The organism is Phycicoccus sp., assembly GCF_035325325.1.
Classification (GTDB): domain Bacteria; phylum Actinomycetota; class Actinomycetes; order Actinomycetales; family Dermatophilaceae; genus Phycicoccus.
In genome coordinates, this window is record NZ_DAOLAC010000048.1 from 1 (window position 1) to 18,106 (window position 18,106).

Genomic DNA, 18,106 nt, shown 5'->3' on the forward strand with positions numbered 1-18,106 from the left:
CGGCACCGGCGAAGAAGGCGCCCGCCAAGAAGGTCGCCACCAAGGCGGCACCGGCGAAGAAGGCGCCCGCCAAGAAGGTCGCCACCAAGGCGGCACCGGCCAAGAAGGCCCCGGCCAAGAAGGCCCCGGCCAAGAAGGCGCCCGCGAAGAAGGCCCCGGCCAGGAAGGCCGCGAAGCGCTGAGCGTGCGGGCCGGGTGGGGCCGTCCTCAGCGGATGGTCTCGCCCGGCCCGATGCCGACGATCCACACCCGCGTCGCGCGCCGCCCCGCGGCATCAAGCTCGAGGCTCACCCGCTGTCCGACGCGCAGGTGGAGCAGGCCGCTGCCGACGAGGGCCGCGACCGGCACCTCGACCTCGCGGCCGTCGTCGAGGAGCGCGCTCCCGCCGTCGTCTCCGGGTACCCGGTGGATCGTCGCCTGCACGCCCGGCAGGGTAGCGCGGGCCAGGGCCGCCCGGGTGTGCGCGCCGACCCCGAGCGCCAGGGCCGCTCCGAGCGAGGCCGCGTCGTCGACGTCGGTCCGCAGGCCCGGGGCGTGGAGCGGGAGGACCCGGTAGCCCAGCGCGGCGTGGGCGTCGGCGCTCCCCGGACCGAACCGGGTCGGTGGCGGGTCCGCGCCGTCGAGCGCGAGGTCGAGCAGGGCCGTCCCGGTGCCGTCGGCGTCCGGCACGACCGTCCGGACGTGTGCCGCCGTCGCGGCCAGGGCGTGGTCGAGCTCGTCGGCGACCAGCGCGGGGTGGTCGCCGAGGAGCACCGCTGCACGTCGGGCCCCGGTCCCCGCCGCCGCCCGCAGGCCGGCCGCCACGGCGCCGTCGAGCCCGCCCCCGTCGTCCGCCACCACGGTGGCGCCGGCCTCGGTCGCCCACAGCCCGACCCGTGGGTCGTCGGTGACGACGAGGACGCGGTGGCCGGCCCGTCCGAGCGCTGCCGCGACCGTGTCGCGCGCGAAGGCCTCGGCCAGCGCCAGGCGGGCGGGGAGGGGAAGTGCGAGACGCGACTTGGCCAGCGGGCCACCCTTGACGGGGACGACGACCGCGCGCTCGGGTGGTGGGGCCACGGCACCGATCCTGACAGGTGGACGTGGCACGCTCGACATCGACCCGGCCGCGGACCACAATGCGGTGACCCCGACCACGGAAGGCCCCAGGTGCCCAGCCCCACCGACAGCTCGCGTCCCTTCGGCTACCGGTTCGCCATCGCGGTCCTCCGCCCGGTCTTCATGGCCCTGACCCGCCGTCGGTGGGAGGGGGTCGAGAACCTGCCGACCGAGGGCGGGTGGGTGGTCTGCCCCAACCACGTGTCCCACGTCGACCCGCTGGCCTTCGCGCACTTCCTCGTCGACCAGGGCTACGCCCCGCGCTTCCTCGGCAAGAACGAGGTGTTCCGGGTGCCCGTCGTCGGGGCCGTGCTGCGCTCCGCCGACCAGATCCCCGTGTACCGCGAGTCCGGCCGGGCCGCCGATGCCTACCGGGCCGCCGTCGCCGCCGTCCGCGCGGACAAGTGCGTCGCGATCTACCCGGAGGGCACGCTGACCCGCGACCCCGGGCTGTGGCCGATGCGCGGCAAGACCGGCGCCGCGCGCGTCGCGCTCGAGACCCGGTGCCCCGTCGTCCCGGTCGCCGTGTGGGGTCCGCAGGAGATGCTCGCGCCGTACGCCAAGGTCCCGCACCTCGTCCCGCGCCCCGTGATGCGGGTCCGGGCCGGGAAGCCGGTCGACCTCGCCGACCTCCACGGCCTCCCGGTGACCGCCCCGGTGCTCGCCGAGGCCACCCGTCGCATCATGGACGCCATCACCGCCGAGCTCGAGGTGCTCCGCGGCGAGAAGGCTCCCGCGGAGCGCTTCGACCCCCGCCGGGCCGGGGTCACCCCGACCGGCCGCCCACGTCCGATCGAGGAGGCGTCATGAGCCGAGCGGCCGTCTACGGCACCGGGAGCTGGGGCACCGCGTTCGCGGCGGTCCTCGCCGACGCCGGGACCCCGGTGACGATGTGGGGCCGCCGGGCCGAGGTCGTCGAGCAGGTGAACGCGGGCGTCAACGAGGACTACCTCCCCGAGCTGCGCCTCCCCGGCACCGTCCGGGCCACGACCGACCCCGCCGCGGCCGCCGAGGGCGCCGACGTCGTCGTCCTCGCGGTCCCGTCGCAGACCCTGCGGGCCAACCTCGAGGCGTGGGGCGGGGTGCTGCCCGCCGGCGCCGCCGTCGTCTCCCTCATGAAGGGGGTCGAGCTCGGCACGACGAAGCGGATGTCCGAGGTCATCGCCGAGGTCGGCGGGGTCGAGGACGAGCGGGTCGTCGTCGTCTCCGGACCCAACCTCGCCCGCGAGATCGCGGCGAAGCAGCCGGCCGCGTCGACGATCGCGTCGCGCAGCGAGGAGATGGCCGAGCGGGTCGCGGCCGCCTGTGCCGCACCGTACTTCCGGCCCTACACCGGGTCCGACGTCGTCGGCACCGAGATCGCCGGCGCCGTGAAGAACGTCATCGCGCTCGCCGTCGGGATGGCCGAGGGCCTCGGGATGGGCGACAACTCCAAGGCCTCGATCATCACCCGCGGGCTCGCCGAGATGACGCGGCTCGGCACGGCCCTCGGCGGCGAGGCCGTGACCTTCGCCGGGCTGGCCGGCGTCGGCGACCTCATCGCGACGTGCATGTCGCCGCTCTCGCGCAACCACTCCTTCGGCGTCCGCCTCGGCCAGGGGATGGCCGTCGAGGAGGTCGTCGCGGTCACGAAGCAGACGGCGGAGGGCGTCAAGTCGTGCACCTCGATCCTCGAGCTCGCGCAGCACCACGCCGTCGACGTGCCGATCATCGAGCAGGTCGACGCGATGATCCGCCACGGCGCCACCGCGCGTGACGTCGCCGCGGCCCTGCTCTCCCGGCCGCGCAAGGCCGAGACCGCCTGAGCCCGGGCCGGGTCAGCCGGCCGCGCGGTCGAGGGCGGCGGCCAGGTCGCGCCAGAGGTCCTCGACGTCCTCGACGCCGACCGAGAGCCGTAGCAGCTCGTCGGGGACCTTCTCCGGCTCGTCGGGCTGGCGGCGGCGCCGCTCGAGGAGGCTCTCGACGCCCCCGAGGCTCGTCGCGTGCACCCAGACCCGGGTGGCGTGCGCGACCCGCTCGGCACCCGCCGCGCCACCGGCCACCTCGATGCTGACGATGGCCCCGAACCCCGGGTAGCGGACCCGGTGGACCGCCGGGTGGCCCGTGAGCCGACCGGCGAGGTCGGCGGCGTTCGCGGCCGCACGCTCGACCCGCAGGTGCAGGGTGCGCATCCCGCGCAGGGCGAGCCAGGCCTCCATCGGTCCGGAGATCCCGCCGTGGAGGCGGCGGTGGCGGTGCAGGCGCTCGTGGAGGGCGCGGCCGTGCTCGGTGCGCGCCGTGACGACCGCGCCGAGCAGGACGTCGCTGTGCCCGGCGAGGTACTTGGTCACCGAGTGGACGACGACGTCGACGCCGTCGCCGAGCGGCTGCTGGAGCAGCGGGGTCGCGAAGGTGTTGTCGACGACCGACAGCACCCCGCGCTCGCGGGCCGCCGCGGCGAGGGCCGGCAGGTCGGCGACCTCGAGCAGCGGGTTGGTCGGCGACTCCAGCCACAGCAGGTCGGCGCCGTCGAGCGCGGCGACGACCGCCGCGGTGTCGGTGAGGTCGACCCGGCGGACCGTCGCGGCGCCGCTCGACTCCAGCTCGCCGACGGTGGCCATCACGCCGTTGTACGCGGCGTCCGGGACGACGACCGTGCCGCCGTGGGGGAGCAGTGAGAACGCGGCCGCGACCGCCGCCATCCCCGAGGCGAGCACGAGCGCATCGCCTCCCTCGAGCGATCCGAGGGCCTCCTCGAGCGCGGCCCACGTCGGGTTCCCGCTGCGGCCGTAGGTGACCGGACCGTCGGCGTGGTAGGTCGAGGTGAGCACGAGCGGCGCCCCGACCTGACCGCCCGGGACGGCGGGCTCGCGGCCGAGGGCGACGAGCCGGGTGGCCGGGGCGAGGTCGTCGGGGCCGGTCTCGCCGGCGGGGGCATCGGTCACGAGGACCCAGCCTAGGGGCGGCTAGAGTCGCGTGCGATGACCGACCAGCCCGCCGACAAGATCCGCGTCGCCCTCGTCTTCGGGGGCCGTTCGTCCGAGCACGCGGTGTCGTGCGCCACCGCGGCGAGCGTCCTCGAGGCCCTCGACCGCGACCGCTACGACGTGGTGCCGGTCGGCATCGCCAAGGACGGTCACTGGGTGCTCGCCGCCGACGACCCCGAGCCGCTGCGGCTCGCTCCGGGCCACGATCCCGAGGTCGACGGCGGGTCGGCGAGCGTCATCGTCCCCACCTCGGCCACGGACCGCACGCTCGTCGTCCACGAGGCCGGCCGGCCGCCACGCACGCTGGGTGAGGTCGACGTCGTCTTCCCGCTGCTGCACGGCCCGTTCGGCGAGGACGGCACCATCCAGGGCCTGCTCGACCTCGCGGACGTCCGCTACGTGGGCTCCGGGGTCACCGCCTCGGCGGTGATGATGGACAAGGCGATGATGAAGACCGTGCTCGCCGCGGCCGGCCTGCCGGTCGGGCCGTACGTCGTCATCACCGACCGCCAGTGGCGGCGGGACCGCGCGGCGGCCATGGACGCCGTCGGCGCGCTGACCTTCCCGGTGTTCGTCAAGCCGGCCCGGGCCGGGTCGAGCATGGGCATCACGAAGGTGGCCTCGATGGACGCGCTCGAGGCGGCGGTCGAGGCCGCGCGCGAGCACGACCCGAAGGTCGTCGTCGAGCAGGGCATCGTCGGGCGCGAGATCGAGTGCGGTGTCCTCGAGGGCCACGGCACCGACGCGCCCCGCACCAGCGAGCTCGGCGAGTGCGTCGTCGTGCGGAACCACGACTTCTACGACTTCGAGGCCAAGTACCTCGCGGCCGACGACGTGCGCCTCGAGGCGCCCGCCGACGTCCCGCCACACCTCGCCGAGCGCATCCGCGAGATGGCCGTCACCGCGTTCGAGGCCGGCGGTTGCGAGGGGCTGGCCCGCGTCGACTTCTTCCTCACCGACGCCGGCGACGTCGTCGTCAACGAGGTGAACACGATGCCCGGCTTCACCCCGAGCTCGATGTACCCGCGGATGTGGGCCGCCACCGGCGTCAGCTACCCCGAGCTCATCGACGAGCTCGTGTCGCTCGCGCTGGAGCGTCGCTCGGGCCTGCGCTGAGGCCGGTGCGCCCACAGGTCAACGGCACCGGAGGTCGTTGCGGGGCAACGTCTTCGCGACGGCGTCGAACGCCGGGAGGAGCAGCGGGGCGGGGTCGTACGTCGACGGGACGAGCACCTCGAGGGCGGGGTCGGTTCCGAAGGTCGTGAACCGGGTCCCGTCCGAGAGCGGCGCCGGCACCCAGCCGACGCCGTCGACCTCGACGCACTCGGTGGCCGTCGGCGCGAGCGCGGCAACGCCGCACCGGGCGACGATCGCGGGGTCGCCCCAAGCGGCGACGGCCGGGTCGGCGGGCGAGGTGTCCCGGCGCGCCTGCCCGGCGACGGAGTCGGGCCACGCCGCGCTGCGGCAGGCGGTGGTGGTGCCGCCCCCGGGGACGGAGACCTCGACCGCCGAGGAGCACCCCGACAGCACGACGGCGGCAACGCCGAGCGCTGCCGCCGTCGGGCGGAACCGGTGCGTGGTCAGACGTGGACCACCGTGCAGGTCAGCGTGCGGGTGATGCCCTCGGTGTCCTGGATCCGCGAGATGACGAGCTTGCCGAGCTCGTCGACGGTCGCGGCCTCGACGCGGGCGATGACGTCGTAGGGGCCGGTGACGTCCTCGGCGAGGACGACGCCCTCGATGCCGGCGATCGTCGCGGCCACGGACGCGGCGCGACCGACGTCGGTCTGGATGAGGATGTAGGCCTGGACCACTGCAGCTCCACTGTGTCGTCGGGTCGGCGGGGCCGGCGCGACCCCGCACGTGGGCCCACCGGGTCGGGCGGCCCTCGTCCCAGACGCTACCGTGCCGGGGGTCCGGACGTCACCGCAGGGAGGAGGCACGCATGGAGCGGCTGCGCGACGTCGACGAGACCGAGCTGCTCGCCCGCGTCTTCCCCGTGTACGCCGGGGCGGTGCCGGTGGACGCCACGGCGGTCCCGGTCGGGCCCGGGGACGACGCCGCGGTCCTCGCGGCGCCGAGCGGCACGGTCGTCGTGACGACCGACGGGATGGTCCGGGGCCGCGACTGGCGCGACGAGTGGTCGACTGCGCACGACGTCGGGGTCAAGGTCGCGGCGCAGAACCTCGCGGACGTCGCGGCGATGGGCGCGGTGTCGACCGGGCTGCTCGTCTCGCTCGTCGCCGACCCCGGCCTCGCCGTCGAGTGGGCCGTCGACCTCGCCCGGGGCATCGCGTCGGTCGCGGCCGAGGCCGGCGCGCCGGTCGTCGGGGGAGACCTGTCCTCGGGGCCGGCGGGCGTCGTGACGGTGACCGTCACGGCGCTCGGGGACCTGCGTGGACGGCGGCCGGTGCTGCGCTCGGGGGCCCGGGTCGGTGACGTCGTCGCGGTCTGTGGCTCGCTCGGGTGGTCCGGGGGAGGGCTGGCCCTGCTGCTCGGCGGTGGTGCCGTGCCCGAGGCGGGGGAGCGGCTCGTCCGCTACCACCGGGCACCACGACCGCCGTGGGAGTCCGGCCCGCTCGCCGCGGACGCCGGGGCGACGGCGCTCGTCGACGTCTCGGACGGCCTCGTCACCGACCTCGGCCGGGTCGCGCGGGCGAGCGGGGTGGGCATCGACCTGTCCGGCGCCGTGCTCGAGGAGCGGTTCGCCGCCGGTCCGCTGACGACGTGCCTGGGGCCGGCCGAGGCGCTGCGCCAGGTGCTCGCCGGCGGAGAGGAGCACTCGCTCGCCGCGTGCTTTCCGCCCGGCACCGACCTCGGGGCGCTGCCCGGCGCGCCGTGGGTGGCGGTGGGCCGCGTCGTCGCGGCCGGTGAGGGCGCCCCGGCCGTCACCGTCGACGGCGTGGTGCCGGACGCCCGCGGCTGGGACCACTTCGCCGGCGCCTGACCGGCGGCGTTTGACGCCCGGGACCGTCGTGGGACGCGGAACGGGCGGCCTCCGCGAGGGAGGCCGCCCGTTCCGGGGTGCGTCAGGGGGAGGTCAGCGCTTGACCTTGCCCGCCTTGAGGCACGAGGTGCAGACGTTGAGCCGCTTCGGGGTCACGCCGGCCTCGCCGACCAGCGCCTTGACCCGCTGGATGTTCGGGTTCCAGCGGCGCTTCGTGCGGCGGTGCGAGTGCGAGATGTTGTGCCCGAAACCGGGGCCCTTGCCGCAGACGTCGCAGGTGGCAGCCACGGGTGATCTCCTGATGAAGTACTGGTCGGATGGTCCGTCGGGCGCGGCGCAGGGCGCACGCGCAACCGGACAAGCGTAGCCGAGCCCCGCCCGCCGCACCAAAACGGCTCCGCGGCCCCGACGGTGCACCCCGTTACCCTGGGCGCGTGCCCGACGTGTTCACCGCCGACGACGCCCGGCACTGGGCCCTCCTCACCCGGGCGGCCCTCGCGGCGCGCCGCACCGAGATCGACGAGCTGAACGTGTTCCCGGTGCCCGACGGCGACACCGGCACCAACCTCTACCTCACCCTCGACGGCGCCATCGACGAGGTCGTCGCCACGCACGACGCGCGCGGCGTCCTCGGCACCGCCGACCTCGTCGAGGAGTGCCGCACCCTGCGCCGAGCGGTCCTCCTCGCCGCGCGCGGCAACTCCGGGGTCATCATGAGCCAGGTCGTCGGCGGCCTCTGCGACGTCGTCGTCGAGCGGGAGGCGGCCACCCTCGACACCGCCCTCCTCACCGAGTGCTTGGAGCGGGGTGCCGCCAAGGCCCGGGCCAGCGTCGCGCACCCGCAGGAGGGCACGATCCTCAGCGTCGCCGACGCCGCCGCGGCCGCCGCCCGCCGGGCCTGCGACGCCGGCGGCTCGATGGCCGAGGTCTCCGCCGCGGCCGTCGAGGGCGCCACCGACGCCCTCGCGCACACCCCCGAGCAGCTGCCCGCCCTCGCCCGTGCAGGGGTCGTCGACGCCGGCGGAGCCGGGTGCGTCCTGCTCCTCGAGGCCCTGCACCGCGTCGTGACCGGCGGCTGGACCGCCGCCGACGAGGGGCTGCTCGCGGCCGGTGCAGGCACGGACCCGGCGAGCTGGCACTCGGCCCGCGGTACCGCGACGCCTCGCCCCGACCCGCCCGACGACGAGGACGACCCGTCCCCGGACGGGCCGGCGTTCGAGGTGATGTACCTCCTCGCCGACACCACCACCGAACGGGTCCGCGACCTCACCGCCGCCCTCGACCGGCTCGGCGACTCGCTCCTCGTCGTCGGCGGCCCGGACCTGTGGAACGTCCACGTGCACGTCGACGACGCGGGGGCCGCGGTCGAGGCCGGGCTCGAGGCCGGCCGGCCCGAGCGCATCCGGATCACCCACCTGCCGAGCCAGGTCGCCTCCCGCGCCGAGGTCGTGCCGCTCGGCGTCGTCGCCGGGGCCGCCGGACCGGGCGTCGCCTCCCTCCTCGAGGAGGCCGGCGCGGTGGCCCTCGAGTTCGGGCCGGGCCGGCGCGCGTCGGCGAGCCAGCTGCTCGAGGCGGCCCGCCGCACCGGCGCCTCCGCCGTCGTCGTCCTGCCGGCCGACCCCGACGGGCTGATGGCCGCCGAGGTCGCCGCCGAGGCCGCCGCGGCCGACGGGCTCGAGGTGCACGTCGTGCCGGCCCGCGCCACGGTGCAGGCGATCGCCGCGCTCGCGGTCCTCGACCCCGACCGCTCGGTCCCGGCCAACGTCGTCGCGATGACCGAGGCGGCGGTGGCGACACGGCACGGCGCCGTCACCGTTGCCACGAAGGAGGCGCTCACCTGGGCCGGCGTGTGCCACCCCGGGGACGTCCTCGGCATCGTCGACGGCGACGTCGCCTTCCTCGGCTCCGACCTCGCCACGTCCGCCCGAGACGTCCTCGACCGGCTGCTGTCCTCCGGCGGCGAGCTCGTCACCCTCGTCACCGGCGCCGACGCCGACCCGCTCCTCGTCGAGCGGCTCGCCGACGAGCTGGGGCGCACCCGTCCCGAGCTCGAGGTCGTCGTGCTCGACGGCGGCCAGCCGGTCTACCCGCTGCTCATCGGGGTCGAGTGACGTGGCCACCGAGTCCAGCCCGCTGCGGCCGATCATCGCCACCGCCGCCGAGAAGTTCGCCAAGCACCGCGACATCCGCACCGTCGGCGACCTCCTCGCCTTCTGGCCGCGGCGCTACCGCACCCGCGAGGCCGACCTCGGGTCGGTGACCCCCGGCGAGCTGCTCGTCGGCGTCGCCGAGGTGAAGTCGGCGCACACCCGCCGGATGCAGAAGCGCAAGGGCACGATGCTCGAGGTCGTCATCACCGACGGCCGCAATGACCTCGACGTCACGTTCTTCCGCCCGTACCCCCACGTCAGGGTCCTGGTGCCCGGGGCGCGGGGCATCTTCGCGGGCACCGTGAGCCGGTACGGACAGCGCAACCAGCTCGCCCACCCCGGCTACACGATGCTCGACGACTTCGACGCCGGAGACCGCAAGGACCTCATCCCGATCTACCGGGCGGTCGGCACACTCCACACGTGGACGGTCACCGAGAGCGTGCGGCGCGTCCTCGACGTCCTCGACGAGGTCCCGGACGCACTGCCCGACGACGTCCGCGCCCGCCGCCACCTCGTCTCGCGCACCGAGGCCCTGCGCGGCATCCACGGCCCGGACACGATGGCCCAGGTCGAGCAGGCCCGGCGGCGGCTGCGCTACGAGGAGGCGTTCGTCCTCCAGACCACCCTCGCCCAGCGCCGCCGGGCGTCCGCCGGCACGGCCACGAAGGCCCGGCCGGGGCGCCCCGACGGCCTGCTCGCGGCCTTCGACGAGCGGCTGCCGTTCGCCCTCACCGCCGGTCAGCGCGAGGTCGGCGAGACGCTGGCCGCGGAGATGGCGCGCGAGGTGCCGATGCACCGCCTGCTCCAGGGCGAGGTGGGCTCGGGCAAGACGGTCGTCGCGCTGCGGGCGATGCTGCGGGCCGTCGACTCCGGCGGGCAGGCCGCCCTCCTCGCCCCGACCGAGGTGCTCGCCGCCCAGCACCACCGGACGATCACCCGGATGCTCGGCGACCTCGCCGAGGGCGGGATGCTGGGCGGCGCCGAGCACGGCACGCGCGTCGCGCTGCTCACGGGCAGCCAGCCGACCGCCGAGCGCCGCAAGGCCCTCCTCGACGTCGTGAGCGGCGACGCCGGCATCGTCGTCGGTACACACGCACTGCTCCAGGAGCACGTCGACTTCCTCGACCTCGCGCTCGTCGTCGTCGACGAGCAGCACCGGTTCGGCGTCGAGCAGCGGGACGCGTTGCGCGGCAAGGGTTCCACGCCGCCGCACGTCCTCGTCATGACCGCGACGCCCATCCCGCGCACCGTCGCGATGACGGTGTTCGGCGACCTCGAGACCTCGACCCTGCGCGAGCTGCCGGCCGGCCGGGCCCCCATCACCACCCACGTCGTGCCCGAGCAGGCCCCGGGGTGGATGCAGCGGACCTGGGAGCGGATCGCCGAGGAGGTGCGAGCCGGCCGGCAGGCGTACGTCGTCTGCCCGCGGATCGGCGACGACGACGCCCCGGACGAGGGGTCCGTCCTCGCCGAGGCCGACCCGGACGCCGAGGGGGACGGGGCGGCCGCGCCCGTCCGCCCCCTGACGAGCGTCACGGCGCTCAGCGCCCGGCTCGCCGAGGAGCCGGCCCTCGCCGGGCTCACCCTCGAGGTGCTGCACGGCCGGCTGCCGGCCGACGACAAGGACGCGGTGATGGGTCGCTTCCAGCGGGGCGAGACCGACGTCCTCGTCTCGACCACGGTGGTCGAGGTCGGCGTCGACGTGCCGAACGCGAGCGTCATGGTCGTCATGGACGCCGACCGGTTCGGGGTCAGCCAGCTGCACCAGCTGCGCGGGCGGATCGGCCGCGGCGGCTTCCCCGGCCTCTGCCTCCTCGTGACGGGCACCGACGCCGAGCCGGCCCTGACCCGGCTCGCCGCGGTCGCGGGGACGACCGACGGCTTCGAGCTCGCCCGTCTCGACCTCGCCCAGCGCCGCGAGGGTGACATCCTCGGTGCGGCGCAGCACGGACGCCGCACCCAGCTGGAGTTCCTGCACATCCTCGAGCACGAGGACGTCATCGAGCAGGCCCGCGAGGACGCGTTCGCCCTCGTCGACGCCGACCCCGACCTCGCCGGCCACCCGGTGCTCGCCGCGGCCGTGCAGGCCCGGGTCGACGCCGAGCAGGCCGCGTACCTGGAGCGCGGATGACCCGGGTCATCGCCGGCACGCACGGCGGCCGCATCCTGCGCACGCCACCGGGCAGCGGCACCCGGCCGACGAGCGACCGCGTCCGCGAGGCCCTCTTCTCGGCGCTCGAGGCGCGCGACGCCGTCCGCGGCGCCCGCGTCCTCGACCTCTACGCCGGGTCCGGCGCGCTCGGCCTGGAGGCGATGAGCCGCGGCGCGCGCTCCTGCGTCCTCGTCGAGTCCGACCGGCGCGCGGCCGCCACGGTCACGGCGAACGTCCGCGGCCTCGGCCTCGAGGGGACCCGCGTCCTGCCGGTCAGTGTCGGCACGGCCCTCTCCGGTGATCCCGGTCCCGACGACGCCGCCGACCTCGCCTTCCTCGACCCGCCCTACGACGTGGGGGAGGAGGCCCTGGCGGCGGTCCTCGAGCGGCTGGCCGCCGGATGGCTCGCACCCGCGGGCCTCGCGGTCGTCGAACGCTCCTCCCGCTCACCGGAACCCGCCTGGCCGCCCGGTCTCGTGCGCGTCGGGAAGGCCCGCAGGTACGGCGAGACCACCGTCTGGCTGGCCGGGCGCGACTGACCGCCGTCGAAGGAGCCGCACCGTCGCCGCAGGTCAGCGGCCTGCTCTGACAGGATGCCGACATGAGCGACTACGAGATCCCCCGTCCGGTCAGCGGTGACGTCATCGAGCGCATCCTCGAGGACCACCGGCTGTTCGAGGACCTGCTGCGCGAGGCCCGCCGCACCGACGCCGACCGCGCCGCCGCCCGGCAGGCGCTCGCCGAGGTGCTCGTCGCCCACGCGACCGCCGAGGAGGAGACCGTCTACCCGACCCTGCGGCGGAAGGCCGACGAGATCGGCGAGCACGAGGCCGAGCACGGTGAGGAGGAGCACGCCGAGATCATCGAGGCGCTGCTCGCCTTCCTCCGCGCCAGGGGCACCGACACCCAGAAGTACGACGACGCCCTCGAGGACCTCGCGACGGTGGTCAACCACCACTCGAACGAGGAGGAGCAGACCATCCTCAACCCGGCCCGCGAGGAGGTCGCGCTCGCGACCCGCGAGGAGCTCGCCGTCGCGTGGCTGACCCGGCGCAACCAGCTGCTCGAGGAGGGGTGCGCCTCGGAGGAGCAGGTCGCGGCGCTGCTCGACGAGGCCGTCGCCGAAGGGACGCTCGCCCCGGAGGAGGCCCGCGAGGAGGCCGACGAGATCAAGGAGCGCGCCAAGGAGGAGGCCGAGGAGGTCGAGGACGCCGCCAAGAACGACGACTGACCGGCGCGAGGCCCTCCTTGCTAGGTTGGCGCGCGTGAGCGAGCGCGTGCGCCGGGCGGTCTGTCCCGGCTCCTACGACCCGGTGACCAACGGGCACCTCGACGTCGTCGTGCGCGCCGCGGCGACCCACGACGAGGTGGTCGTGGCCATCCTCCACAACCCCGCGAAGCAGGGCACGTTCACCGTCCCGGAGCGCGTGGCCTTCGTCGAGCACGCGGTGGCCGCGGCCGGCCTCGCCGGGACCGTGCGGGTCGAGGCGTTCGCCGACCGCCTGCTCGTCGATGTCTGCCGTGACCTCGGTGCCGACGTCGTCGTCAAGGGGCTGCGCGGCGGCACCGACTTCGCCTACGAGCTGCCGATGGCCCGGATGAACCGGCACCTCACCGGGCTCGAGACGGTCTTCCTCCCCGGCGACCCGGCCCTCGAGCACGTGTCGAGCTCGCTCGTCAAGGAGGTGTGCCGGTACGGCGGCGACGTCGACGGGCTCGTCCCCGACGAGGTCCGCGACGCCCTCGTGGCCCGGCTGCGTGCGGACTGAGGCGGCGGCTCGGACCGGGCCGGGCGCGCCCTCGTCGTCCGGGCGCCGCGGCCGGCCGGCCTCCGGTTTGGGCCGGTGGGGGGCCTGCCGGTAGCCTTGTCCTTCGGTCTGCGTCCGTGCGGCGTGACCCGAACCGTTCCGACCACACCGAAAGCTCATGTCCCGACTCGACCCCCGGTCCCCCTTGGTGCTCGACACCAAGCTCGTGGGCCGTCGGCCGGGGACGATGCACGAGCTGGAGCGTGAGGCCGGGGCGCCGAGCGATCTCGGCACCGACGTCATCCGCGTCGAGGAGGGCAGCCCGCTGCACCTCTCGGTCCGGCTGGAGTCGGTCGTCGAGGGAGTGCTCGTCACCGGTTCGGTCCGTGGCACGGCGACCGGCGCCTGCGTGCGGTGCCTGGACCCCGTCACCGAAGAGGTCGACGGGACCTTCCAGGAGCTGTTCGTTCACGCCGATCGTCACGACCACCACCACGAGGTGGGGGACGAGGACGCCGACGAGGAGCACCAGGTCGTGGACGGTCTCATCGACCTCGACCCGGTGATCCGGGACACGGTGGTGCCTGCACTGCCGTTCCAGCCGGTGTGCCGGCCGGACTGCCCCGGGCTCTGCTCCGTGTGCGGCCAGCCGCTCGCGGACGACCCGGAGCACCAGCACGACGAGATCGACCCCCGATGGGCGGCGCTCTCGGCCCTGGCCGAGGACCCGTCCACGCCGACAGAGAAGAGGACCTGACGTGGCCGTTCCGAAGCGGAAGATGTCGCGCTCCAACACCCGCTCGCGCCGCGCCAACTGGAAGGCGACGGCCGTCGCCACGACGACCTGCCCCCAGTGCAAGGCGCCGACCCAGCCGCACACCGCGTGCCCGTCGTGCGGCACCTACAAGGGGCGTCACTTCGGCGCCGCCGAGCGCACCGAGCACCAGGGCTGACCCCCCGCCCCATGGGCAAGGGGTCGGCCTCGGCCGATGAGCTGACGCCCCTGCGCCCCGTCACCGAGCTGGTCGACCACCTGTCGGAGGTCACCGGAGTCGCCGTCGACGAGGCGCTGGTCCGGCGTGCCCTGACGCACCGCTCCTACGCCTACGAGATGGGCGGCCTGCCGCACAACGAGCGCCTCGAGTTCCTCGGCGACTCGGTGCTCGGGCTCGTCGTGACGACGACCCTGTACGACACCAACCCGGACGACAGCGAGGGCCAGCTCGCCAAGCTGCGCGCCGCCGTCGTCAACATGCGCGCGCTCGCCGACGTCGGGCGCACGCTCGGGCTCGGCGACTTCGTCTACCTCGGCCGGGGCGAGGAGAGCACCGGCGGCCGCGACAAGGACTCCATCCTCGCGGACACCGTCGAGGCCGTCATCGGTGCGGTCTACCAGTGCGCCGGGGTCGAGGCCGCCGGCGAGCTCGTGCACTCGCTCGTCGACCCGCTGCTGGCGCAGTCGGCGACCCTCGGCGCCGGGCTCGACTGGAAGACGAGCCTCCAGGAGATCAGCTCGCGGCACGCCCTCGGCTCGCCCGAGTACGTCGTCACCGAGGACGGCCCGGAGCACGCGAAGTCCTTCGAGGCCTCGGTCGTCATCGGCGGCCGGGTGCTCGGCCGCGGCACCGGCCGCACCAAGAAGGTCGCCGAGCAGGAGGCCGCAGCCCACGCGTGGACGGCCATCCGCGACGCCCACGAGGGAGTCGAGGACACCCCCGACGACCCCGCGGTGTCCGCCGACGGTGCCTGAGCTCCCCGAGGTCGAGGTCGTCCGGCGCGGCCTCGCGACGCACGTCGAGGGGCGTCGCCTCGCGTCCGTCGAGCTGCGCGGACACCGGGTCGCCCGCCGCCACCTCCCCGGGCCGGAGGACCTCGCGGCCCGGCTGGCCGGCCGGCGGGTCGCCGCCGTGCGCCGGCGCGGCAAGTACCTCTGGTGGGACCTCGAGGACTCCGTCGGGCTGCTGCTGCACCTCGGGATGAGCGGTCAGCTGCTCGTCGAGGACCCCGCGGCTCCGGACGAGAAGCACCTGCACGCCCGGTTCGGGTTCGCCGACGACGGTCCCGAGCTGCGTTTCGTCGACCAGCGCACCTTCGGCGGGCTCGCGCTCGTCGACCTCGACGACGCCGGCGTCCCGCTCGCCATCGGGCACATCGCGCCCGACCTCCTCGAGCCCGCGTACGACCGGGCTGCCGTCGTCCGGCGGGTCAAGGCCAAGGACAGCGCCGTCAAGCGGGTGCTGCTCGACCAGACCGTCGTCTCCGGCATCGGCAACATCTACGCGGACGAGGCCCTGTGGCGGGCGCAGGTGCACGGGGAGCGGCCGGCCTCCGCGCTGAGCAAGCCCCGGATCGGGCTCCTCCTCGACCACGCCGCCGAGGTGATGCGCGAGGCGCTGGGCCAGGGCGGCACGAGCTTCGACGCGCTCTACGTCAACGTCAACGGCGCCTCGGGGTACTTCGACCGCTCGCTCGCGGCGTACGGCCAGGCCGGCCGGCCGTGCCCTCGCTGCGGCACCCCCATCCGGCGAGAGCAGTTCATGAACCGCTCGTCCTTCTCGTGCCCGCGCTGCCAGCCGCGCCCCCGGAGGGTCAGGGCAGCGGGATCGGCTTGAGCCGGACCGGTTTCCCGGTCTTGTGCTGCGACAGTCTCGCGAGGGCGGTGCGCACGGTCGAGCTGTAGAGGTGCGCCCCCCGGATGCTCGGGTGGATGCCGTCGGACTGGAGCATCCCGCTGGTGTCGGCGAGCGCGGTGTCCCAGTCGGCGACGACGACGTTGTCGTACCCGCGGACCACGGCGGCGAGCTGTTCGTTGTCGGTCGCGGCCCGGGCGTAGCGGCCGTGGACGGTGATGACGACGACCATCCGCTGCGGCCCGATCTCGGCGAGGGTGCGCCTGATGGCGGCGGCGTCGGTGCCGAAGTTCGTGCCGAAGGCGAGGACGACCGCCCGGCGCAGGCCGGTGCCGCGCTTCGCGACGAGGGCCGGCGCCTCGCTCCAGCGGCGGTTGGAGCGCGCGTCGAGCCGGATCTTCGGGAAGTAGTACTCCATCGCCTGCTTGGCGCCGACGAGCATCGAGTCGCCGAAGGCGTCGATCTCCGCGCCGGCCGGCATCGTCCAGTCGGCGGCGGTCGCCGGGGTGGCACCCTGGCGGGCCGTCGGCGTGGGGGAGGGGGTGACGGCCGTGGCCGGGGTGGCCGGCGCGGAGCGGGCGATGGCGGCCTCGTTGGCCTCGATGAGCTCCTCGGTCGAGGTGCGGTCCGGGGCGGTGGCCAGGACGACCGCTGTCGCCAGGGCAGCGGTCGTCAGCACCCCGACGACGACGCGGGCGCGCCGCGTGCCGGCCGAGCGCAGCCAGCGGGCGAGGGCGGCGATGGCGCCGCCGAAGCCGAGCCGGCGGACCGGGGTCTCGACGAAGCGGTAGGAGAGGTCGGCGGCCGCGAGCGTGACGATCAGGGCCCAGCCGCGGGTCAGCACGTAGTCGACCCCACCGGGCGTGACCGGGAGGTCCTGGCCGACGACGAGCACGACCGGCCAGTGCCAGAGGTAGATGCCGTAGCTGCGCGCACCGACCCAGCGCAGCGCCGGGAGCTCGAGGAGCGCCCGCAGCCGGCCCGGGCGCTCGACGACGACGAGGACGACGGCCGCGGTGGCCAGCGAGGCGAGGAGGATGCCGCCGCGGAAGGTCAGCGCCGCCTGCTCGTCGGCCCGGACGACGAGGGTGCCGAGGACGAGCAGGGCGACGACGCCGACGGTGCGACGGTGCCGGTCCCACACGGCGGTGCGGGTGCCGGCGCGGTGCGGCGCGGCGAGGGAGAGTGCGAGCGCGGCCCCGACCATCAGCCCGGTCGCGTGGGTGTCGGTGCCGTAGTAGACGCGCGTCGGGTGGTCGGGGTCGAGGCGCAGGGCAATGAGCAGCGAGGAGGCGAGGGCCAGCCCGAGGGCGGCCGCGGCCCGAGCGTCCGGGCGGCGGACGAGGCGCAGCAGGGCCAGGAGCGCGAGCGGCCACAGGAGGTAGAACTGCTCCTCGACCGCGAGCGACCAGAGGTTGGCGAGGAGGGTCGGGGCGGTGGCCGCGAAGTAGTCGCTGCCGGCGCCGATCTCGAGCCAGTTCGAGGTGAAGGTCAGCGCGCCGAGCACCTGCCGGCCGGCGCCGACGAGGAGGTCGCCCTCGGCCACCCGGGCGAGCAGCACCGCCGACGGCACGATGAGCAGCAGCGCGGGGAGCAGGCGACGGGCACGGCGGGTCCAGAACGCGCGGAGGTCGACGGAGCCGGTGCTCGCCCGCTCGCGCAGGAGCAGGGTCGTGATGAGGAAGCCGGAGACGACGAAGAAGACGTCGACCCCGAGGAAGCCGCCGGGCAGCCAGCGCGGGTCGAGGTGGAAGGCGACGACGGCGACGACGGCGAGCGCGCGCAGCCCGTCGAGGCCGGGCAGGCGGCGCGCCGGTCCGGTGGGGGCGGTGGTCGGCCGGGGCTCGGTCGACGGCGGCTCGGTGGTCGCGCCACCGGGCCGCTCGGGCGCCACGGGCGCGACCGGCTCCATGGGCGCAACGGTAGTGACGGACGGTGACAGCGTGACGGAGGCGCGCGGCGCCCGGGGGTGGTCCGGGCGGCCCTTGGTCGGCTCGTTCCTAGGATGGGTGGATGCCTCCCGCTGCGCCGGTCCGCTGCACCGCCTTCGTGCGCGGGCGGGTCCAAGGGGTGGGCTTCCGCTGGTGGACCCGCGCCCGGGCCCTCGAGCTGGGCCTCGCCGGTTGGGCCCGCAACACCGCCGACGGGCGGGTCGAGGTCGTCGCGGAGGGGGAGCGCGCCGACGTCGAGGCGCTGCTCGCACTGCTCCGTCCGGAGGCCGGGGTCGCCGGCCGGCCGGGCTCGGTCACGGCGCGGTCGGAGCCGATGTGGTCCGACGCCAGGGGGGAGCGGGGCTTCGTCGAGCGCTGATGCGCGCGGTGCCCCCGCGGCCTGCTGCCGTGCGCCTCACGCCCGTCCGTCGACCGCCGCCCGTCACCGGTCCGTGTCTCGCCGCTTCAGGTCTCGCCGGTCCGT

At 75.5% G+C, this 18,106-nt stretch carries 21 protein-coding genes; 15 read left to right on the forward strand and 6 right to left on the reverse strand.

The window, feature by feature from the left end; all coding sequences use genetic code 11:
• A partial coding sequence (locus tag PKA89_RS18750) for a hypothetical protein (RefSeq protein WP_324422102.1) occupies positions 1-182 on the forward strand: 182 nt, incomplete at its 5' end.
• Between the two features lie 25 nt (positions 183-207).
• On the opposite strand, the gene cofC is transcribed toward PKA89_RS18750, so the two are convergent.
• A complete protein-coding gene (cofC, locus tag PKA89_RS18755; RefSeq protein WP_324422105.1) occupies positions 208-1,056 on the reverse strand; it encodes a 2-phospho-L-lactate guanylyltransferase in 849 nt (282 codons plus the stop codon).
• 90 nt (positions 1,057-1,146) lie between these two features.
• On the opposite strand from cofC, the gene PKA89_RS18760 reads away from it, so the two are divergent.
• Positions 1,147-1,905 carry a lysophospholipid acyltransferase family protein gene (locus PKA89_RS18760; RefSeq protein WP_324422107.1) on the forward strand — a complete coding sequence of 253 codons (759 nt, stop codon included), beginning with the start codon at positions 1,147-1,149 and terminating at the stop codon, positions 1,903-1,905.
• Positions 1,902-2,900 (forward strand): NAD(P)H-dependent glycerol-3-phosphate dehydrogenase, encoded by a 999-nt coding sequence (locus PKA89_RS18765; RefSeq protein WP_324422109.1) that lies wholly within the window; start codon positions 1,902-1,904, stop codon positions 2,898-2,900. The genes PKA89_RS18760 and PKA89_RS18765 overlap by 4 nt, the downstream gene beginning before the upstream one ends.
• A 12-nt stretch (positions 2,901-2,912) precedes the next feature.
• On the opposite strand, the gene PKA89_RS18770 is transcribed toward PKA89_RS18765, so the two are convergent.
• Complete coding sequence (locus PKA89_RS18770; RefSeq protein WP_324422111.1) at positions 2,913-4,019, reverse strand: aminotransferase class I/II-fold pyridoxal phosphate-dependent enzyme; 1,107 nt, start codon at positions 4,017-4,019, stop codon at positions 2,913-2,915.
• A 36-nt stretch (positions 4,020-4,055) separates the two neighbouring features.
• Between PKA89_RS18770 and PKA89_RS18775 the strand changes: the two genes are divergently transcribed.
• Complete coding sequence (locus PKA89_RS18775) at positions 4,056-5,177, forward strand: D-alanine--D-alanine ligase family protein (RefSeq protein ID WP_324422113.1); 1,122 nt, start codon at positions 4,056-4,058, stop codon at positions 5,175-5,177.
• 18 nt (positions 5,178-5,195) lie between these two features.
• Here the strand turns inward: PKA89_RS18775 and PKA89_RS18780 are convergent, their stop codons facing one another.
• Entirely contained in the window at positions 5,196-5,591 is a 396-nt protein-coding gene (locus PKA89_RS18780) for a hypothetical protein (protein WP_324422115.1), read from the reverse strand.
• Positions 5,592-5,641: 50 nt separating this feature from the next.
• Positions 5,642-5,875: an Lrp/AsnC ligand binding domain-containing protein gene (locus PKA89_RS18785; RefSeq protein WP_324422117.1), complete on the reverse strand. Its 234-nt coding sequence runs from the start codon at positions 5,873-5,875 to the stop codon at positions 5,642-5,644.
• A gap of 131 nt (positions 5,876-6,006) precedes the next feature.
• Here PKA89_RS18785 and thiL point away from each other — a divergent pair, with 131 nt between their 5' ends.
• Positions 6,007-7,008: a thiamine-phosphate kinase gene (gene thiL / locus PKA89_RS18790; protein WP_324422119.1), complete on the forward strand. Its 1,002-nt coding sequence runs from the start codon at positions 6,007-6,009 to the stop codon at positions 7,006-7,008.
• A gap of 93 nt (positions 7,009-7,101) precedes the next feature.
• On the opposite strand, the gene rpmB is transcribed toward thiL, so the two are convergent.
• Positions 7,102-7,296, reverse strand: a complete 195-nt coding sequence (gene rpmB / locus PKA89_RS18795; protein ID WP_166118878.1) for a 50S ribosomal protein L28 — start codon at positions 7,294-7,296, stop codon at positions 7,102-7,104.
• Positions 7,297-7,442: 146 nt separating this feature from the next.
• On the opposite strand from rpmB, the gene PKA89_RS18800 reads away from it, so the two are divergent.
• The 9 genes from PKA89_RS18800 (at position 7,443) to mutM (ending at position 15,673) form a co-directional block, all read left to right on the forward strand.
• Entirely contained in the window at positions 7,443-9,119 is a 1,677-nt protein-coding gene (locus PKA89_RS18800; protein ID WP_324422123.1) for a DAK2 domain-containing protein, read from the forward strand.
• Position 9,120: 1 nt separating this feature from the next.
• The gene (locus PKA89_RS18805) at positions 9,121-11,292 is read left to right on the forward strand and encodes an ATP-dependent DNA helicase RecG (protein ID WP_324422125.1); all 2,172 of its coding nucleotides are present in this window, start codon (positions 9,121-9,123) and stop codon (positions 11,290-11,292) included.
• Complete coding sequence (rsmD, locus tag PKA89_RS18810) at positions 11,289-11,852, forward strand: 16S rRNA (guanine(966)-N(2))-methyltransferase RsmD (protein ID WP_324422127.1); 564 nt, start codon at positions 11,289-11,291, stop codon at positions 11,850-11,852. The genes PKA89_RS18805 and rsmD overlap by 4 nt, the downstream gene beginning before the upstream one ends.
• Before the next feature lie 62 nt (positions 11,853-11,914).
• Positions 11,915-12,544 (forward strand): hemerythrin domain-containing protein, encoded by a 630-nt coding sequence (locus PKA89_RS18815; protein ID WP_324422129.1) that lies wholly within the window; start codon positions 11,915-11,917, stop codon positions 12,542-12,544.
• 34 nt (positions 12,545-12,578) lie between these two features.
• Positions 12,579-13,082 carry a pantetheine-phosphate adenylyltransferase gene (gene coaD, locus PKA89_RS18820; RefSeq protein WP_324422131.1) on the forward strand — a complete coding sequence of 168 codons (504 nt, stop codon included), beginning with the start codon at positions 12,579-12,581 and terminating at the stop codon, positions 13,080-13,082.
• Between the two features lie 157 nt (positions 13,083-13,239).
• Entirely contained in the window at positions 13,240-13,818 is a 579-nt protein-coding gene (locus tag PKA89_RS18825; protein ID WP_324422133.1) for a YceD family protein, read from the forward strand.
• Between the two features lies 1 nt (position 13,819).
• Positions 13,820-14,014: a 50S ribosomal protein L32 gene (rpmF, locus tag PKA89_RS18830; protein ID WP_324422135.1), complete on the forward strand. Its 195-nt coding sequence runs from the start codon at positions 13,820-13,822 to the stop codon at positions 14,012-14,014.
• A gap of 11 nt (positions 14,015-14,025) precedes the next feature.
• Positions 14,026-14,811: a ribonuclease III gene (gene rnc / locus PKA89_RS18835; RefSeq protein WP_324422137.1), complete on the forward strand. Its 786-nt coding sequence runs from the start codon at positions 14,026-14,028 to the stop codon at positions 14,809-14,811.
• Positions 14,804-15,673, forward strand: coding sequence for a bifunctional DNA-formamidopyrimidine glycosylase/DNA-(apurinic or apyrimidinic site) lyase (gene mutM / locus PKA89_RS18840; protein ID WP_324422139.1), 870 nt, complete (start codon positions 14,804-14,806; stop codon positions 15,671-15,673). The genes rnc and mutM overlap by 8 nt, the downstream gene beginning before the upstream one ends.
• Here mutM and PKA89_RS18845 read toward each other — a convergent pair.
• Entirely contained in the window at positions 15,651-17,603 is a 1,953-nt protein-coding gene (locus tag PKA89_RS18845) for an acyltransferase family protein (protein ID WP_324422141.1), read from the reverse strand. The genes mutM and PKA89_RS18845 overlap by 23 nt on opposite strands.
• A gap of 101 nt (positions 17,604-17,704) precedes the next feature.
• Between PKA89_RS18845 and PKA89_RS18850 the strand changes: the two genes are divergently transcribed.
• Positions 17,705-18,001 (forward strand): acylphosphatase, encoded by a 297-nt coding sequence (locus PKA89_RS18850; protein ID WP_324422143.1) that lies wholly within the window; start codon positions 17,705-17,707, stop codon positions 17,999-18,001.
• The last annotated feature ends 105 nt before the right edge of the window (positions 18,002-18,106 follow it).